General features: G+C 56.6%; 12 protein-coding genes and 4 pseudogenes. 9 read left to right on the forward strand and 7 right to left on the reverse strand.

What is annotated here, in order from left to right:
* The first annotated feature begins 128 nt into the window (after positions 1 to 128).
* The 7 genes and pseudogenes from AC1RT6_RS10345 to AC1RT6_RS10375 all read left to right on the forward strand — a co-directional run bounded on the left by AC1RT6_RS10345 (position 129) and on the right by AC1RT6_RS10375 (position 10,201).
* Positions 129 to 917: pseudogene (locus tag AC1RT6_RS10345) on the forward strand (alpha/beta fold hydrolase).
* Position 918: 1 nt separating this feature from the next.
* A pseudogene (locus tag AC1RT6_RS10350) lies at positions 919 to 2,038 on the forward strand (PAS domain-containing sensor histidine kinase).
* A 105-nt stretch (positions 2,039 to 2,143) separates the two neighbouring features.
* Positions 2,144 to 3,143: pseudogene (locus tag AC1RT6_RS10355) on the forward strand (IS110 family RNA-guided transposase).
* A 589-nt stretch (positions 3,144 to 3,732) separates the two neighbouring features.
* The gene (locus AC1RT6_RS10360) at positions 3,733 to 4,152 is read left to right on the forward strand and encodes a CopG family transcriptional regulator (RefSeq protein ID WP_079448312.1); all 420 of its coding nucleotides are present in this window, start codon (positions 3,733 to 3,735) and stop codon (positions 4,150 to 4,152) included.
* A 5-nt stretch (positions 4,153 to 4,157) separates the two neighbouring features.
* On the forward strand, positions 4,158 to 5,357 hold the full coding sequence (locus AC1RT6_RS10365) for an extracellular catalytic domain type 1 short-chain-length polyhydroxyalkanoate depolymerase (protein ID WP_079448315.1): 1,200 nt from the start codon (positions 4,158 to 4,160) through the stop codon (positions 5,355 to 5,357).
* An 883-nt stretch (positions 5,358 to 6,240) separates the two neighbouring features.
* Positions 6,241 to 9,804 (forward strand): chemotaxis protein CheB, encoded by a 3,564-nt coding sequence (locus AC1RT6_RS10370; protein WP_472790379.1) that lies wholly within the window; start codon positions 6,241 to 6,243, stop codon positions 9,802 to 9,804.
* Positions 9,805 to 9,811: 7 nt separating this feature from the next.
* On the forward strand, positions 9,812 to 10,201 hold the full coding sequence (locus tag AC1RT6_RS10375) for a response regulator (protein WP_244553581.1): 390 nt from the start codon (positions 9,812 to 9,814) through the stop codon (positions 10,199 to 10,201).
* Positions 10,202 to 10,589: 388 nt separating this feature from the next.
* Here AC1RT6_RS10375 and AC1RT6_RS10380 read toward each other — a convergent pair whose 3' ends face one another.
* Both AC1RT6_RS10380 and AC1RT6_RS10385 read right to left on the reverse strand, forming a co-directional pair.
* Positions 10,590 to 11,537, reverse strand: coding sequence for a PhnA-like protein (locus AC1RT6_RS10380; protein ID WP_079448308.1), 948 nt, complete (start codon positions 11,535 to 11,537; stop codon positions 10,590 to 10,592).
* 203 nt (positions 11,538 to 11,740) lie between these two features.
* Complete coding sequence (locus tag AC1RT6_RS10385) at positions 11,741 to 12,088, reverse strand: hypothetical protein (protein WP_201789036.1); 348 nt, start codon at positions 12,086 to 12,088, stop codon at positions 11,741 to 11,743.
* 113 nt (positions 12,089 to 12,201) lie between these two features.
* Here AC1RT6_RS10385 and gntA point away from each other — a divergent pair, with 113 nt between their 5' ends.
* Positions 12,202 to 12,870 (forward strand): guanitoxin biosynthesis heme-dependent pre-guanitoxin N-hydroxylase GntA, encoded by a 669-nt coding sequence (gene gntA, locus AC1RT6_RS10390; RefSeq protein WP_079448307.1) that lies wholly within the window; start codon positions 12,202 to 12,204, stop codon positions 12,868 to 12,870.
* Complete coding sequence (locus tag AC1RT6_RS10395) at positions 12,867 to 13,469, forward strand: DUF1989 domain-containing protein (RefSeq protein WP_079448306.1); 603 nt, start codon at positions 12,867 to 12,869, stop codon at positions 13,467 to 13,469. Before gntA ends, AC1RT6_RS10395 begins: the two co-directional genes overlap by 4 nt.
* Positions 13,470 to 13,979: 510 nt before the next feature.
* Here AC1RT6_RS10395 and AC1RT6_RS10400 read toward each other — a convergent pair.
* The 5 genes and pseudogenes from AC1RT6_RS10400 to AC1RT6_RS10420 form a co-directional block, all read right to left on the reverse strand.
* Entirely contained in the window at positions 13,980 to 14,240 is a 261-nt protein-coding gene (locus AC1RT6_RS10400; protein ID WP_079448305.1) for a GlsB/YeaQ/YmgE family stress response membrane protein, read from the reverse strand.
* A 24-nt stretch (positions 14,241 to 14,264) separates the two neighbouring features.
* A pseudogene (locus AC1RT6_RS10405) lies at positions 14,265 to 14,722 on the reverse strand (YidB family protein).
* 80 nt (positions 14,723 to 14,802) lie between these two features.
* The gene (locus tag AC1RT6_RS10410) at positions 14,803 to 15,501 is read right to left on the reverse strand and encodes a hypothetical protein (RefSeq protein ID WP_309775050.1); all 699 of its coding nucleotides are present in this window, start codon (positions 15,499 to 15,501) and stop codon (positions 14,803 to 14,805) included.
* Complete coding sequence (locus AC1RT6_RS10415) at positions 15,498 to 15,893, reverse strand: phage holin family protein (RefSeq protein ID WP_079448303.1); 396 nt, start codon at positions 15,891 to 15,893, stop codon at positions 15,498 to 15,500. Before AC1RT6_RS10415 ends, AC1RT6_RS10410 begins: the two co-directional genes overlap by 4 nt.
* The gene (locus tag AC1RT6_RS10420; protein WP_079448302.1) at positions 15,893 to 16,426 is read right to left on the reverse strand and encodes a hypothetical protein; all 534 of its coding nucleotides are present in this window, start codon (positions 16,424 to 16,426) and stop codon (positions 15,893 to 15,895) included. The genes AC1RT6_RS10415 and AC1RT6_RS10420 overlap by 1 nt, the downstream gene beginning before the upstream one ends.
* Between the last annotated feature and the right edge of the window lie 5 nt (positions 16,427 to 16,431).

The raw sequence follows: 16,431 nt of genomic DNA on the forward strand, positions 1-16,431 counted from the left end.
CTCTATTTTACCGGCTCAATTAGCCCGCCCTGCCCGCCACTGATATTCCGAACAACCTATCGTCTGTTCCTCATTGGGAGGCCCGCCGCACGGGCGTAATATAACTGTACCATCTCAGAGGATGTGTCGTGAGCGTGATGAAACGGAATAATGTGAGCATTCGCGGATCAGCCGATCGAACTATGATCTTTGCCCATGGATTTGGCTGTGACCAAAATATGTGGAGGTTTGTCGAACTCGCCTTTGCAAGGGAATTCAAAACCGTGCTTTTTGACCATGTCGGGGCCGGAGCATCTGACCTAACAGCGTACGACAAAGCCAAATATTCGACCTTGGCTGGCTATGCCGACGATGTCGTCGAAATAGGACGCGAGCTTGGTCTGAAAGATGCGGTTTTCGTGGGCCATTCGGTCAGCAGCATGATCGGCGCTCTCGCGGCACAAAAGGCGCCTGGAATGTTCGGCAAGTTAGTGATGGTTGGTCCTTCGGCGCGCTACATCGACGATGGCGACTATGTCGGCGGCTTTAGCCAAAAGCAGATCGAGGAGCTCCTTGAGTTTTTGGAAACTAACCATATGGGATGGTCGATATAGATGGCTCCCGCGATCATGGGTAATCCCGACCGGCCCGAACTTGGCGAGGAATTGATCAACAGCTTTTGTCGGACGGACCCGGAAATTGCCAAGTCATTCGCTCGCGTAACGTTCATGGCTGACAACCGAGCAGACCTCGCGAAGATTGCGGTTCCGACGCTGATACTTCAATGCAGTGAAGACGTCATCGCTTCGAGAGAAGTAGGCGAATACGTCCATCGCGAAATTCCTCGGAGCAAGATTGTATTCTTGGATGCGACGGGACATTGCCCTAATCTCAGCGCGCCCGATGAAGTCATCGCGGCAATAAGACTGTTTGTCTGAGCTGGCCGTGGGTACTCCCTGGACCGACGATTTCGAAGACGCGTTCGAGAATGCACCGTGCGGCTACATCATTCTCCTGCCGAACGGTCGCGTTGCACGGGTCAATAAGACTCTTCTCGAATGGACGGGCCATTCTGCTGATGAGATGCTCAATAAAAGGTTCAGCGACTTTCTGAACATGGCAGGCCGGATCTATTTTGAAACCCACATCGCACCGCTGCTCCGGCTGCAGGGCTTCTTCAACGAGTTTGCAATTGACATGGTCACGGCTGACGGGAAGCCGTTGCAAATGATTGCCAATGCCAACGAAAGCCGAAATGAGGCGGGCAAAGCATTTTTTATGCGACTTGCGCTGATCAAGGCGACTGATCGACGCCGTTATGAGCGTAATCTCTTAGAGGCTCGCGAGGTCGCAAAGACGGACTTGGCAAGCGAACGGGAAAGTTCTGCGTTGCGGGAGCAGTTTATCGCAGTGCTTGGCCACGATCTGCGCAACCCGTTGGCGTCAATCAGTGCCGGAGCACGGCTGCTGGGGCGCGGAGCAAAAACAGATAAAGAGCATCAGATCATAGCGATGCTCGAAACCACCGTGCTTCGTATGGCGGGATTGATCGACAACGTCCTGGATTTCGCGCGGGGACAACTGGGCGGCGGTATCACGCTGGATCGAGATAGTGCCGGCCCGCTTGAGCCAGTCCTGCATCAAGTGGTTGATGAACTTCGGCTGTCGTCGCCAGGCCGTCGAATAGAGGCAGAATTTGCGATTGACGTTCCAGTGGACTGCGACAGATCTCGAATAGGACAGCTTGTTTCCAATCTCATCGGAAACGCACTTTGTCATGGAGCCTCTGATAAGCCGGTATGCATTCGCGCGACAACAGAAGATGGTTTCTTTAAATTATCTGTCGCAAACGGCGGCGAACCCATCCCCGAAGCTGCGCTCGACAAATTATTTGAACCCATTCTTCCGTGGAAAGACGAGGCCCAGCCGGCAGGGCCTTGGCTTAGGCCTTCATATTGCCTCGCAAATCGCAAAGGCTCATGAAGGGACACTTACGGCCACCTCAACAAGTGAGGAAACCCGCTTTACCTTCCTTATGCCGCTGCAATCACACTCGTAGCCCCCTATGTGCTGGTGTGGACGGCCTCTCATCCCCACGGTTTTATGGCGCTCTCGGCGTCAGAAATGAGAGGAAAGTCTAGTGAATATTCCCGTTCGTATCGGCATGGATACTTCGAAGTCGGTGTTCCAGCTTCCCGGTGTTGATGAGAATGAGGTAGTGGTCGTCCGTCGCCAGTTTCGGCGAGCCGAGATGATCCGCTACTTCGAGCGGCTTCCGCCAGTTCTCGTCGCCATAGAGTCTTGCGGCAGCTCGCACCATTGGGGTCGCCTGCTGCAGTTGTTTGGACACGAGGTAAAGCTAATCCCGCCTCAATATGTGAAAGCCTACGTGAAGCGTGGCAAGAACGACGCGGCCGACGCCGAGGCGCTGTGCGAGGCGGTCACTCGACCGAGCATGCGGTTCGTACCGGTGAAATCGAAGGAACGGCAGGCGGCCTGCATGTTGATGACCGTGCGGGAACGCCTGGTCAGCGTGAAGTCGCAGCTCTCCAATGCTTTCAGGAGCTATGCCGCTGAGTTTGGTATCGTCGGCCCCGCCGGCCGGCAGAACGTCGCGGCACTCATCAAACGCGTGCTCGAAGACGATAGCCTTCCGGAAATGGCGCGGGATCTATTCCGCCTTCAGGCAGACGAGTATGCCGCGGTTCAAGCTCGCCTGGCGAAGATCGAAGCCATGCTAATGAAGTGGCATCGCGAGGATGACACCAGCAGGCGTATTGCGACAATTCCCGGCATCGGTCCGATTGGGTCGTCGATGCTCAGCATGAAGGCTCCGCCGCCTGAGACGTTCAGAGCGGGACGCGACTTTGCGGCATGGCTCGGACTGACGCCCAAGGATCATTCAAGCGGCGGTCGGCAAAGACTCGGCGGCATCACCAAGGAGATTCTGCACTGCGATCGACGTTGATCGTCGGTGCGACCGCGCTGCTGAGGCATGTCCGAAAGGGTCGCCATAAGCCCATACCGTGGCTCGCTTCGCTGCTGGAGCGAAAGCCACCGAAGTTGGTCGCGGTGGCCTTGGCCAACAAGTTTGCCGCATCGCTTGGCGCTTGATGATATCGGGCGGCGTGTACAACCGGCCGGTAGTCGCCATACCCACTTGATCTGAAATCGGCCCGCGAGCAAGGTTGCTCGGCGGATTGCCCACGAACTTGCAGGACGCAGTAGATGGAAGGACCGATCGGTCGATACGCGCGAGCTTCCGAAGATTACACTGGCACCACGAGTGTCGCCCATGTGCTTGGAGCGTGCGTAGCGAACACCATCTCGGCCAGCGGACTTTGTCCGCGCAAACAGGCCGGACATTTGATAGCAAGCGATCTGGCCAGAAGTCTGCTACAATTCTGACAAGTGGGGGGCCGTCCACATCTGCAATCTCTATTCGATGACGAAGTACGTGGATGCGATCCGACGGCTGTTCGGGGCGATGAATAGCCAGGTTGGTGCGCGCTTTTCCAATTCTTCACCGCACGCGTTTCCCAACCTACAATGACGAACTGGACGTGAAGGACGTCACATGACCCGGCGGATCGTCACACCTCCATCGCGGTGCCCCTACCTTGTAAACCCGGTGAACCGCAAGCCGCTCTCCATTTCTGACGAGGCAAGTGGCGCTTTAAACGAAGGCTCTTGAAAGCTTGGCTTTGACATCCATATACCATCCATACAGATGGCATATGGCAGATCAAATTTATGACCGGCATTGTTCGAGAACTGCGACCCAAGCCGCCCGATACAGAAAAGATCACTATCAATCTCGGCTATGTCGACCTGGGCCACGTCGATTTAATGGTTGCGGAGGGGTTCTACTCGAACCGCTCCGATTTCATCCGGACTGCGATCCGGAACCAGCTCGAACGTCATGCCGAGGTCGTAAAGCAATCAACGGCCCGAAAGAGCTTGGACCTCGGTCTGCGCAATTACAGCCGCCAGGACCTGGAGGCGGTGCAGCGAAGTGGCGAGATGCTCCACATCAACGTTTTGGGCCTTGCCAGCATTTCGCAAGACGTCACACCTGAGCTTGCTCGCGCGACCATATCCTCCGTTTGCGTGCTGGGCGCATTGCATGCCAGCCCGGCGGTCAGAGCCGCTCTTTCCGACAGAACAAGGTGAAAGAGATGCTGAACCTGGACGTCATTCGGCAGGCGACTCGCCTCACGCGCGCGGGTCAATTGGTTGAGGCGACCGTGCTCCTTCAGAGCATGCTTCGCGGTGATAGTGTGCCCGACGCACCATCACGTCGCGAGGAGCGCCTCGCTCTTGATGGCCGCGAACCGCTCACCATTGATGCGAATGCTAATGCTATTCAGAGGACGGATAGTCCTCAGCAATCGAACCCGGCCACCGCACATCCGCGCATGCTCCGCGCGTCACTAGATCGCAAAATTGGGCACGCTGGGATCGGATTGCGAGGCGTGATGAAGCGCGCACCGTTGTCCAAACCGGACATCGTGCCGGATGGCGCCCGGTTCATCGAAGGTACGTACAGCAACCCGGCGGGGAGCCGCGCCTACAAGCTCTTCATCCCGAGCCGCTATCAGGAGCGACCGCTTCCATTAGTCGTCATGCTTCACGGCTGTACCCAGTCGCCGGATGATTTCGCTGCAGGCACGAGGATGAACTTTATCGCCGAGGAACAAAACTGCTTCGTAGTCTATCCTGCCCAGCCCAGCCGAGCCAATCCTGCGAAATGCTGGAACTGGTTTCGCACTGCCGATCAGCAGCGAGGCAGTGGTGAACCCGCGCTTATCGCGGGCATCACTCGGCAAATCATGGAGAGCTATTTGGTCGATCGAAAGCGCGTCTACGTTGCCGGGCTGTCAGCCGGGGCGGCCGCTGCTGCCATCATGGGAGCAACATACAGCGATCTGTACGCGGCAATCGGTATACATTCTGGCCTCGCGTGCGGAGTGGCCACTGACCTGCCTACAGCGCTCGCTGCTATGAAACAAGGTGGCCCGCCCGATCACAAGACAACCTTGGGTGACCGACAACCGGTCCCCACTATTGTCTTTCACGGTGATCGCGACATGACCGTGCACCCAAACAACGGCGGTCAGATTCTTGAGCAGTCGGTGAGCACGATGGCCACACAAAAGAAAGTTCATCGCGGGCACGTGCCCGGCGGACATACCTATACCCGGACGGTCCTGAGCGACGCGAGCGGCCGCAAAATGTTGGAACACTGGAGTATCCACGGTGCCGGACATGCCTGGTCCGGAGGCAGCCCTGCAGGCTCCTACACCGATCCTGCAGGGCCGGACGCTACACGGGAAATGCTTCGTTTTTTCTTCGAGCATTCGCTCAAAGCGGAATAAGTCGCATTAATTGCGTCCGCCTCGTGCTGGTTTTCACGGCAAGTAGAGCCACGGCCGGAAGGCGCTTTCAGCGAGCACTCTCCATCGGTTTGCGATCCTCTGATAAACGCTACTCGCGATGGCATGTTTAGTGCGTCCGATTGGCGAGCAAAAACGCCAGCGCAGCAGACGCACTTCGCACCTGGGATCTAACGGGCACCGAACATGTAAGGCCGAAGCCGACATTGGGGCACCGACGCGGGCGGTTGCACCGCAGAAAACAAACATCGCCGCCCGCGGTATGAACTCTCCGCCGTGATCGCCGCAGAGGAAGCCGCCAGGCCACATTCAAGGACGAAGCTAGCGCAGGCATGTCGGCGACTGCCGGAACGGGATTGATGGCGAGCAAAGAAGCGAGCTCGAAGTTTTCAAGCTGCCCATGCCAACAGCGAAATTCCCCAGCACAGTGCACTCAATGAGACGCGCTCATTCGCCGGGCTGGTTCGTGCGAGATGGAAGGAGACCCTGCCGGCGTGAACCCCAAACGTGACCGTGAAACGACCTAATGGTGCAGATAGCGGAAGTCGGACATTGCCCCATGTCCGAAAAATTGGCGCTCCTAACCACGCGATCGGGCTTTTACTGCGCCGCCCGTCTTCTCAATCTTCTGCCTTCGATCATTGCGCTTCCGAAAGCCTTGACCTCCTGCACGCCAGTGGAACTTTCGTGCACCAAACTAGTCATCACACGTCAAACGCTAAAGCTTTCCCTTTCGAGGCGCGCAGATATTATCAGTGCTAGGCATTTTCTCTCTTCTTGAAATTGGCATGCCTAACGTTCTTCTGGAGTTTTATGTGCAAATCGTGCCGTTGCCATCGACTGCCTGTCTGCCCGAGGTCTAAGGATGGCCCGCGAAGGTGACAAAGGCGCAAGAGGTTCAGAGAAACGCAAGGTATCGAGTTCTCGCATTGCAGCATCGGATTCCGCTATTGGCACCAGACTGATTATCGGTATCGGCGCTTCGGCTGGAGGGTTGGGGGCATTCACGTCGTTTCTGAGTAACATGCCGAGTGACAGTGGCATGGCATTTATTCTGGTTCAGCACCTTTCTCCCGACCATAAGAGTATCCTGACCGATTTGCTAGCGAAGACCACCTCAATGCCCGTGATGGAGGCCGAGGATGGTATGCAGATTGAAGCGAACCGGGTGTTCGTCATCCCTCCCGATTCCACGCTGACAATTAAAGACCGGCGCATTTCAATATCGCGGCCGGCGCCACCGCGCGAGCGACGGCGTCCGATCGATTCATTTTTTTTATCGTTGGCCGAAGATCAAGGCGAGGATGCAGTGTGCATCGTCTTATCGGGGACCGGAACGGACGGCTCGCTGGGCCTAAAGACTGTCAAGGAAAGTGGAGGTTTAACTATCGCACAGGCCGAGTCTGATCACACGGCCATGAGCGGGATGCCTCGTAGCGCCGTTTTGACCGGCCTGGTCGACTACATTTTGCCTGTCGAGGAAATGCCGGCCAGGCTTCTTGCTTATAGGGATCACTTACGAAACGTCGCGGGCCACAAAGACGGCGACGGCGTGCGCGAGGATGCCTGGGAGCATCTGACGGCAATCACCGCCATGTTGCGCATCAAAACAGATCATGACTTCAGCAGGTATAAGGAAGCTACCGTTGCGCGCCGCGTCCAGCGCCGTATGCAGGTACTCCAAATTGTTCAGGTACCGGTTTATCTCGAGCGTTTGCGCGACGATGCGCAGGAAGCGGAAGCGCTATTCCGCGAACTCTTGATCGGCGTAACGCGGTTTTTTCGAGACCCAGATGCTTTTGAGTCCCTGCGGACCACGGCCCTCGCCAAGATTGTGGAAGCAAAGAGCCCGGACGACACCATTCGTATCTGGGTTCCTGCCTGTTCAACCGGTGAAGAGGTGTACTCAATCGCCATCCTCATAAAGGAGGAGATGGAGCGTCAAAACCGCTCTTCGAAAATTCAAATATTCGGAACCGACCTCGATGAGACCGCCGTGACATTTGGACGGACGGGTCGCTATCGCAAAACGAGCGGTTTATCATCGGAACGTCTGCGGCGCTGGTTCGTGGACGACGGGGACGAGACCTTTCCCAATCGGTCGATCCGAGAATCCTGCATCTTCTCGGTCCATAGCGCTATCAAGGACCCCCCATTTTCGAAGCTCGATCTGATTTCATGCAGGAACTTACTGATCTATTTTAATCACGAACTGCAAGACGGGTTGCTGGAGACCTTCCGTTATGCGTTGAAACCCGGAGGATATCTCTTTCTCGGGCCCTCCGAAGGTGTCGGGCGGCAACCGGAATCATATGTCTCGTTGGACAAGAAACACCGCATCTTCCAACGAGCCGATGCGCCTCGGGGCCTTCCTGGGTCGGTGCCGACCGTCTCTGCCCAGCAGTCCAAGCGCTTCGCCGCTCCAGCCCAACTCGACGATCCGATCGAACGCAGCGCCCGGCGGGCACTGGAAAAGTATTCGCCAGTTTATGTAATTATCGACCGGGCCCATCACATTCTGCGCTTTTCGGGGGGCGAGTTCGGTCGTTACCTGGAGCCTTCGGCAGGCGCCGCAAGCCTTGACCTCCTCAACAATTTGCGCAGGTCATTGCGTCCGACCGTCCGAGCAGCGCTCCTAAGCGCTATCAGCACGCAGGCAGCCGTAAACGATGACGCGGTGTTTGAAGCGGACGGAAAAACACACGCCGTAACGATTGCTATTGAACCTCTCGCAGAGCGTGGCGCTGAGGCATCTGCCTTCCTAGTCACCTTCATTGAAGGTCGAATGAAGCCAGCGGACAGCGGCGAGCAAGGTTTGGGTCCAGGCGAGCAGATTGATTCCCTGGGTGCACTGCGAGAATTGTCAGCAACAAAGGCGCAGCTTCAGGCCACGGTGGAAGACCTTGAGACGGCAAACGAGGAAATGCGCTCCATCTCGGAAGAGTATCAGTCGGTCAACGAGGAATTGCAGTCGACAAATGAGGAATTGGAAACCTCGAAGGAAGAGATGCAATCAATCAATGAAGAACTTCAGACCATCAACGCCGAGATGTTTGTCAAGAATGAAGCGCTGACCGTACTCAATAGCGATTTCAAGAACCTGCTCGATAGCACGCAGATCGCCACAATTTTTCTCGATGACGAGTTCTGCATCAAGAGCTTCACGCCGGGCATGACCGAGATCTTTCGGTTGCGTGAGAGCGATCGTGGTCGACCGATCTCCGACATCGCCAACTTGATTGACTACCCTGATTTGCACCGCGATTTCTTAAAGGTCTTGCGCGATCTATCGGCAATTGAGCGTGAAATTTCCTTAAAGTCCTTAGAAGTGACCTTCCTCATGCGGATTCGTCCGTACCGCACGGTTGAGAATGTCATAAACGGCGTGGTTATAACTTTCGTCGACGTCAGCGCACGCAAGAAAGTCGACCTGGCGCTTCAGGCCAGCGAAGAGCGATTTTCCGCCATTGTCAATCAAGCGACAGTTGGAGTGGCCGAGACCGATCTCGAGGGCCGCTTTGTCCTGACAAACGCCAGGTATGGGGATATTGTTCATCGATCCGAGGATGAACTTAAGCGGCTGCGCCAACATGATTTAATTCATGAAAACGATTCGCAGCGTGCGGAGCAGTCGTTCCAGCGATTGATCGAAGATGGCATCCCGTTCCAAATCGAGTTGCGGTATCTTCACCCTGACGGCACGCCGATTTGGGTTCATAACAGCGTTTCGCTTCTCGTCCAGAGGGGTGGAGACGCGCCTCGCATCCTCACCGTCACCCAGGAGATCGGCGAGCGGAAGCGCGCAGAAGAACGTAACACGCTCTTACTAGGTGAACTTGATCATCGGGTTAAGAATATTCTCGCCGTCATTTCTTCAGTCGTTACCCAAACCTTGAAAACCAGCGACTCCCCCGGCGCGTTCGCCGTTGATATCGAAGGTCGCATTGCTGCTATCGCGCGGGCACACGGACGCTTAACGGACAACGGGCGCGGGGCGGTTTCACTAGGGGAACTGGTTTCGACCGAATTGGCGCCCTACAATCGCACAAACACCAACATCAAGATTGAGGGCCCGCCAGTTGAGTTCACCCCAAAGGCCGGACTGGCATTAGCGATGGCAATTCATGAGTTAGCGAGTAACGCGGCAAAATACGGCGCGCTATCAAAGCCGGCTGGCGTACTGTCGGCATCATGGCAAATTGAAAAGGGAAGTTCTGGTCTGCTTAATTTCAGCTGGATTGAAACAGGCGGTCCTTCCATTACGGAGCAGCCATCGCGGCGGGGGTTCGGTTCCACGCTAATCGAGCGCACTTTGGCTCTCGAGTTTGATGCCACAGTTAAGCGAGAGTTTTTATTGTCCGGATTGAAGTGTTCCATCGCAATGCCTCTTACGCCGGAAGTTATCTACGTCTCAACCTCGCGAAGTTAGGTACATTATGCAGAGCGACGTGACAGGATGCCGCGTTCTTGTCGTTGAGGACGAGACACTCATCGCAATCCTCGTTGAGGAAATTCTTGCCGAGATGGGGTGTCAGATTGTAGGCCCGATTGCCAAATTAGAGACCGCGCTGCAAACAGCCAGGGATGGCGGCTTTGATATCGCGATTCTCGATGTCACCATTCGAGGTGGCAAAGTTTACCCCGTCGCCGAAGAGCTCATTGCGCGAGGAGTGCCATTTATCCTTGCAAGTGGCTATGGAGATTGGGCGCTGCCCCCGGCGCTTCGCGAGAAGCGGCGGCTCACCAAGCCGTTTACGCCGACTGAGTTAGAAGAACAGGTTCGTCTGTTGGTCAGTGAAGTCGGTCGATCGCAAGCTGGTTCCTGAGCTGCGAGACAGGTTACACGCGATTATAGATTGTGATTCTAGCCGCGCTGCCGCGTCTGCGCTCGTCGAAACGAGACCGGCTGATCGCATCGACATTGTTCCGGCCGCAGTTACCAGAGTAAGCGGCGGTCATTGCTGGGACATCCAAGCATGATGTCAGATAGACCACGTTCCACGCGGCGGTGACCTGTAAGACCCGCACACTCAACAGGTCCGCTCGAGCTTAAATTGCCCGGCGACGGCCTGTTCTTCGCAGCCTGAGGCGGTCAGACGGCTTAAGGCTTGCGCGGCCATGCGTCCATCCCGCAGGGCCGCCCGCGGACAGCGAGAGCACGGGGACTCACGCTGTCTCTCTTGAGTTGTTGCCGGCCACAACCACAGTAGATTTTCAACCGAAGTGTCGCCCTCCAGTTACGGTCGGATTAACCGCACTCGCCTTGCCGGCCACAAATGCCGCGAGTGCTCCGAGCATCAGGGCGAGTGCACCAAAAAGTGCCCCGCGCGATACCGTTTTGGCTGTTGCATCGGCGGCTTGCTTCGCCTGCAACTTCGCCTTCGCCACAGTTTCCTTGTACTGCTGCTGATACTGAGCAACCTGCGAACGTGCCTGGTCGACCGGAATATTCTGGGCTTTTGCCAGAGCTTCAGCGGCCTTGTCGGCGGCGGCGGCTTGCTCAGCGGGATCGCCTGAAAGTGCGGCACGTATTGAGGAGGCTGCCGCATCACGGAGTGCAGCAGGGTCTTGACCACCTGATGCGCTTCGAATCTGACTTTCGATTCTCGTCATTGGATCGTTCACATTGTTCAAAGACGGAGCAGCCGTCTGCGCGGCGGTCTGGACTGCACTGCCGATTGCATTTCCGGCTCCGCTCATCGCATTAGATACAGTGCTAAGCGAGCCACCAACCAAGCTACTTCCTGCTGACGAGACCAGGTAAACCAGGACCAGCGTTGAGAGGGCCCAGGAAGCCAGGCCGTGGTATGCCGTAGTGGACGATGACGGCTTTCCGGATAGTCGGCCAGCTAGGTAACCACCGATACCGGCCGCGACGATTCCAGAAATGACCCACCAAAGGCCTGCGCCAAGCGATAAGGAACTGGCGCTAGGACTGTCGCCAGCGACTGCATCGACAGTGGATAGCCCGATGCCGAGGCCGACCATGTTGAGAATCACTTGAGCCACTAGCCCCACAATGGAGCCGACTATTACCGCTCCCCACGACACTTGGTTCAATACAACCGTTCGGACATCATCCGTTGCCGACGTTGGACTCATCTGTGGTGGATCGCGATCAGATACGACAGTCTCAAAATTGGGTGAGCGGATGGGTGACATGATAATCTCTCTCTCAATACCCTGCTGCCGCCGTCATGGCAGCAATGAGGGGCTTCGATGCTGGAGTCGATGTGAGCGTGAGGCCGGACGCCGCAGCGCTTGACTGTTGAAGAGCCAAACGGTCCGTTCGTTCCTAAGTTTGTGAGAGGTTCACTTTTTCCTGCATGCCTTGTCGCCGAGAGTTATGATCGCTTATATCTGCCTCACCGTTCCCCGTTCCCGCTACTGTTCTCGGAGGCGATATGGGAAGAACCGAACAAGTCGGCCTTTCGTGAAAATCGCGGGCTGTCCGCGGGGATGAGTTGTTCGCGGAGGGCCCGACCTGCCGCGCCGGGCATCGTCGAGAAGTCTATGAGGACGGATGTGCTATGGTCGTTGCCGTTGCCTTTTTTGGTGTCAGCCCCAATCGCGTAGCGATGCGCGGGGTTGTATTCCTGCCAGAGACGAAGGCCCGCTTTCTCTCCCGCCGGCTGAATGCACTGCGCGATAAGCCGCTCGATCGTCGCGCGATCGAATAACGGGGAACCGGCCGCGACTGGATCGAGGAGCATTTCTCAGTGACCATGGCTCGACAACGCTCCATTAGTTCCCGTGAAGAAAACAATTCACAGCCTGGCACGTAATCGAACGTACTTCGTTAGTGCGCACTTAATACGGAGCACCGATGATGTCGCCCAGTCTAGCCGATAGTTTCCGCAATCTGGTCCAACAAGCTGAGTTCCCTTGCGTCGGCGCAAAATCCGCCCTGGCTAAAGGAAAGCTCGAGCTGCTGGTCGCCCGTGATATAAGATCCAATTGGGACGATAGGCGCATTTACGACGGCATCACTCGAATTGTGCAGTCCTATCGAAGAAATCGAGCTCTTTTTTACAGTTTTGCCGTCATCTTCGAAGGTCCCATTGATCTCGACGAAGAGATGTTTGAGAAATTCCTCTGGGCACGTGCAGAAAGTCTCACCAATAAGGATACGTGGCTCGGTGAGCTGCATGATGCACGTGTTAGCAGCGATCCGGCGAACCCCCATTTTTCGTTGAGTTTCGGGGAGGAAGCTTTCTTTATAGTTGGACTAAATCCTCGCGCCAGCCGGCCTGCACGCCGTTTTAAACGCCCGGTGCTGGTGTTCAATCTTCATGACCAGTTCGAGCAATTGCGGCAACAGGGACGGTACGAACGAATGCGCGCAATGATAATTGAGCGGGACATTGCGCTGGCGGGATCGCCGAATCCTATGCTTGCAAGGCACGGCACGACTTCCGAAGCGCGCCAATACAGTGGCCGCAATGTTCCTGAATCGGGATGGGTCTGTCCTTTCAAACCGGTTGGACGCGTATGAAACAACCCATAACCATTCCGCCGCGCTCCGGAACAGCTTTTCGGTTGGAGAAGGGCGACTCCCTTACAGTCATTGATCCCAGAGGAGAGCAGGTTTCGGATCTTGTCGCCTTCAGCGCCGCTGATGTGCGCGAGGCAATTTCGTCCGGTAGAAGTCTCGACTATGCGAGTAAACTCTACCTCACCACTGGTGACGCCATCTACTCAAACCGCAGTAACATCATGCTACGGATTGTCGAGGACAAGGTCGGCCGACATGATTTCCTTCTGACACCCTGCTCCCGAGAGACGTTTAAGATCATCTATCGGGACGAAAATCCGCATCAAGGCTGCTTCGGAAATCTTGAGGTCGCGTTAGCTCCTTTCGGCGTAGGTCCCGATCAAATTCCGATCGCGTTCAACTGTTTCATGAACGTCGTGATCCACCCGGCGACCGGCGTTTTCACCGTTGAAGCTCCCCTCAGTCGCCCCGCTGACTTTATTAAATTCCGCGCGGAGATGGATCTCGTAGTTGGATTGACAGCTTGCTCGGCGCTGCAATCAAACAATCACGCTTTCAAGCCGATCGCATATCTCGTGGAGCGATGGGCCAAGACCTAATGTTAAGGGCAAACTAACTCCCGACTTCGGCAAGCAGACCGGTGCCGCGCGACCTCGCGCCCCGGCCTCGCCTCGATCCGCATCAACCCCTCCTTGATGCCATCGGACGATAGATCGTTCGAGCACATGCATTCGCTGTCCGCCGCCTCCATCAGCTCGGAGACGGGCCCCCTGCCAGTCCATCCTTGGGCGATCCCCACAATCGCGGCCGCATCGCATCATCTCATCGTTTCTCGTTAAAAAATGCTAATCGAGTTGATAATAATCGATATGGGCGCCGGCGTGCTGGCCCATCCGAACGAGAGCTGCAGCGATGCAGACGTGATCATTTGCAACTTTTCCGCCTGCCTCCCGATGAGGGAATCGCCTCGCGCTGATGACACTGTCTCTCCGAGTTTAAGAACCCGTGCGACTAGCTGGGGTGAGCTACGGCTATGCTTTGCTTGGCAGCTTACGCTCATTGACAGTCCGAGATGATTGAGTCGGCCCGACGTTGTTCGGAAGCGCCCTTCAAACGGCTCTACGCCTGCCAGCGACGAACCCGTAAATGAGCAAGACAATAACTGCGCCGACGATCGCGCCGAAAAGGCCGGCACCCTCGCCAACGCGGTACCATCCGAGCGACTGCCCGAGATACGTCGCAACGAAGGCCCCCACGATACCTAAGATGGTGGTGAGGATGAATCCCGAGGGTTCGTTGTCGCCAGGCATGACGAACTTAGCAATAACCCCAGCTACAAAGCCAATAACGATCGTCCATAACACACTCATCTTGGCATCTCCCGTATAAAAGGTTTAGGCATTCCTATCGGGCAAACGGCCGCCCGGCGTGTATTTGTCCACGGCGGTCGGAAGCTCTCGTGAAAGCCGCGCAACCAGTTCGTCCTGCGAAAGGCCGGTCTGCTGCTCCAACGCAGCCACGATATCCGGCCCGATTGCCTGCTTCAGCTGCGGCGGCGAGATGTCCTCATTGGGACCCTCATCGACCCAGGATTGCGCGGCCTCCCCTTGGCCGTTTTGCTTGAAGCGTTCGACGAGCTCTCCGAGCCCGCCGTTCAGAAGACCGCCCAGGCCGACGCCGCTGATCATGTTGGATAGGTTGCCGATAAGCCGCCCAACCCGGCTTGAGGCTTCTGCCCGCCAGTATGGTTGCCGGCTCCGCTGAGCATCTCCGCCAGCTTGTCCTTGTTCTGATAGCCGCCGATCGCGAGCAGTCCGAGCAGCGCAGTCAGTGATGTCGTTCCACGGCTCATGGCTTCCTCGGTTAAAATACGGACTTCCTTTTCCGGCCACCTGTGCGAAGACGCGCCTTCGCAGTTCGAGGTGGTGGGAGTTATGCGCTCGCCTTCTGACGAGCTGCATCCATTACGTTGCGGCCGGTCTCCTGCAGCCGTTCTGCGGCTTCCGATCCGATGTCGCGAAATGTGGCCTTTAGCGTGTCGGAGGCCTCCCGGACGCTGTAGGAGACGGATCCAGCACGTGCTTCCATGTCCTCTTTGACGCGGTCACTAACTTCTCCGATCCATTCATTTTCAAGATCCGACGCGGTGAACGCACTCGCGACGGCAACGCCGACCGCCAGACCTACGGCCCCCAGCACCAGCGGCTGTCTCTCGATCAGACTGGAAATGGAGGATTGGACCTTCGCGATGGTCTCCTTTGGGGGAAGCACTTCGGCTGCCTTGCTGAAACTCTCTCGCGCGTAAGTCGCCCCTTCTCCGAGCCGATCTTTAATCGCGTTCGCGGCGCCCGATGCGGCGCTCGTTATCTCACTCAACGTATGGCCATCATGCAGCGATCGATGTTCCATTTCCGGAGCGGTCTGCGGACTGTTAGCGAAATCGGGCGCGCTCGACCGCAGATTGGTCCTGATATCGGCTAGAGGCCGTGCGGTGGCCGCACTGACCGAAGCTGCCGCGCTTTTCAGCGTCTCGTTACCAAACAACAGCCAAAGTGCGCCACCGCCGATCAGCGCGGCAGAAAGCGGGTTTTCGCCAACGGCTTCCTTCAGATTGTCCAAAAAATTACTCATCGCACCATGTCCTTTACGGTGACTTTGTCTTTCTCGAGCTGACTTATCGTTTCTCGAGGTGCCAAGTTGCGCGCATCCAGCCGGTTCATGCCAACGGCAAACAGCGCGCTGGCAACCGCTGCGGCACCGACTGCGCAGACGAGGTAGGAAATCGCCGGCGACCAGCCGGCCGCCATTAAGGCAGCCGACAGCGCAAACAGGGCCATGACAAGCGCGGGAATGACGAGCACCGCTCCGCCCGCCAAAAAACCGACTGCCCAACCGACACGCTGGACCTTCTCGGCGAGCTCGGCCTTAGCGAGATCGACCTCGTTCTGAAAAAGCTTCGCGAATTGCGAAAGTGCATCGCTGAGCAGGGTTGAGATTGTCCCAAAATCGGATCGTGTACTCATCACACGTCCTCCTGTTGGGATGACGCGGTATGTTTTTCCGACGCTCTAAAGAAACGCACGGCTGCGAAGCCCGCAAGCACCGACAGTCCGAGGAAGGCAGCCGGTTGCCGCTTTGCGAAATCGGAGGCCCCGTCAACGAGATCTCGGAAGGTGCCATTGCGAATCTTCTCGGCAGCATCTTCCACGTAGTCGGCGCTGGAATTGATGCCGCGCGCGGCAAACGGCGCGTCGTTTTCGAATGCATGGGCTGCTTGCCGAATGTTCCCAGCAAGCCGGTCGATGATGTCGGCTCCGGATCGCTGTTGCTCCTGGGTTTTATCCCGGAAGTGATCCGAGGCTCCCTCCGCAACTTCCGCGGCAGCGCCGGAGGCCTCCTTAAACTTGTCACGCGCCACGTCCTTCGACGCGCGCAGCGCATCGCGGGCGCGTTGACTGATCTCGGCGCTTGCATCAGCGATCTCGCCCTTCAGACTTTGAGAGGACGTCGAGTCTTGCTTTTGAGGAACAGCTTGTCGGATATCAAATTCGCTCATGAGGT

It is taken from the genome of Nitrobacter sp. MLSD-S21, from assembly GCF_058809865.1.

Excerpts from the sequence above, each read along its gene's own strand:
- AC1RT6_RS10360 (WP_079448312.1), top strand. The coding sequence starts at position 3,733 with ATGACCGGCATTGTTCGAGAACTGCGACCCAAGCCGCCCGATACAGAA.
- AC1RT6_RS10385 (WP_201789036.1), bottom strand. The coding sequence starts at position 12,088 with ATGCTCCTCGATCCAGTCGCGGCCGGTTCCCCGTTATTCGATCGCGCG.
- AC1RT6_RS10420 (WP_079448302.1), bottom strand. The coding sequence starts at position 16,426 with ATGAGCGAATTTGATATCCGACAAGCTGTTCCTCAAAAGCAAGACTCG.
- AC1RT6_RS10380 (WP_079448308.1), bottom strand. The coding sequence starts at position 11,537 with ATGTCACCCATCCGCTCACCCAATTTTGAGACTGTCGTATCTGATCGC.
- AC1RT6_RS10400 (WP_079448305.1), bottom strand. The coding sequence starts at position 14,240 with ATGAGTGTGTTATGGACGATCGTTATTGGCTTTGTAGCTGGGGTTATT.
- AC1RT6_RS10370 (WP_472790379.1), top strand. The coding sequence starts at position 6,241 with ATGGCCCGCGAAGGTGACAAAGGCGCAAGAGGTTCAGAGAAACGCAAG.
- AC1RT6_RS10375 (WP_244553581.1), top strand. The coding sequence starts at position 9,812 with ATGCAGAGCGACGTGACAGGATGCCGCGTTCTTGTCGTTGAGGACGAG.
- gntA (WP_079448307.1), top strand. The coding sequence starts at position 12,202 with ATGATGTCGCCCAGTCTAGCCGATAGTTTCCGCAATCTGGTCCAACAA.
- AC1RT6_RS10395 (WP_079448306.1), top strand. The coding sequence starts at position 12,867 with ATGAAACAACCCATAACCATTCCGCCGCGCTCCGGAACAGCTTTTCGG.
- AC1RT6_RS10365 (WP_079448315.1), top strand. The coding sequence starts at position 4,158 with ATGCTGAACCTGGACGTCATTCGGCAGGCGACTCGCCTCACGCGCGCG.
- AC1RT6_RS10415 (WP_079448303.1), bottom strand. The coding sequence starts at position 15,893 with ATGAGTACACGATCCGATTTTGGGACAATCTCAACCCTGCTCAGCGAT.
- AC1RT6_RS10410 (WP_309775050.1), bottom strand. The coding sequence starts at position 15,501 with ATGAGTAATTTTTTGGACAATCTGAAGGAAGCCGTTGGCGAAAACCCG.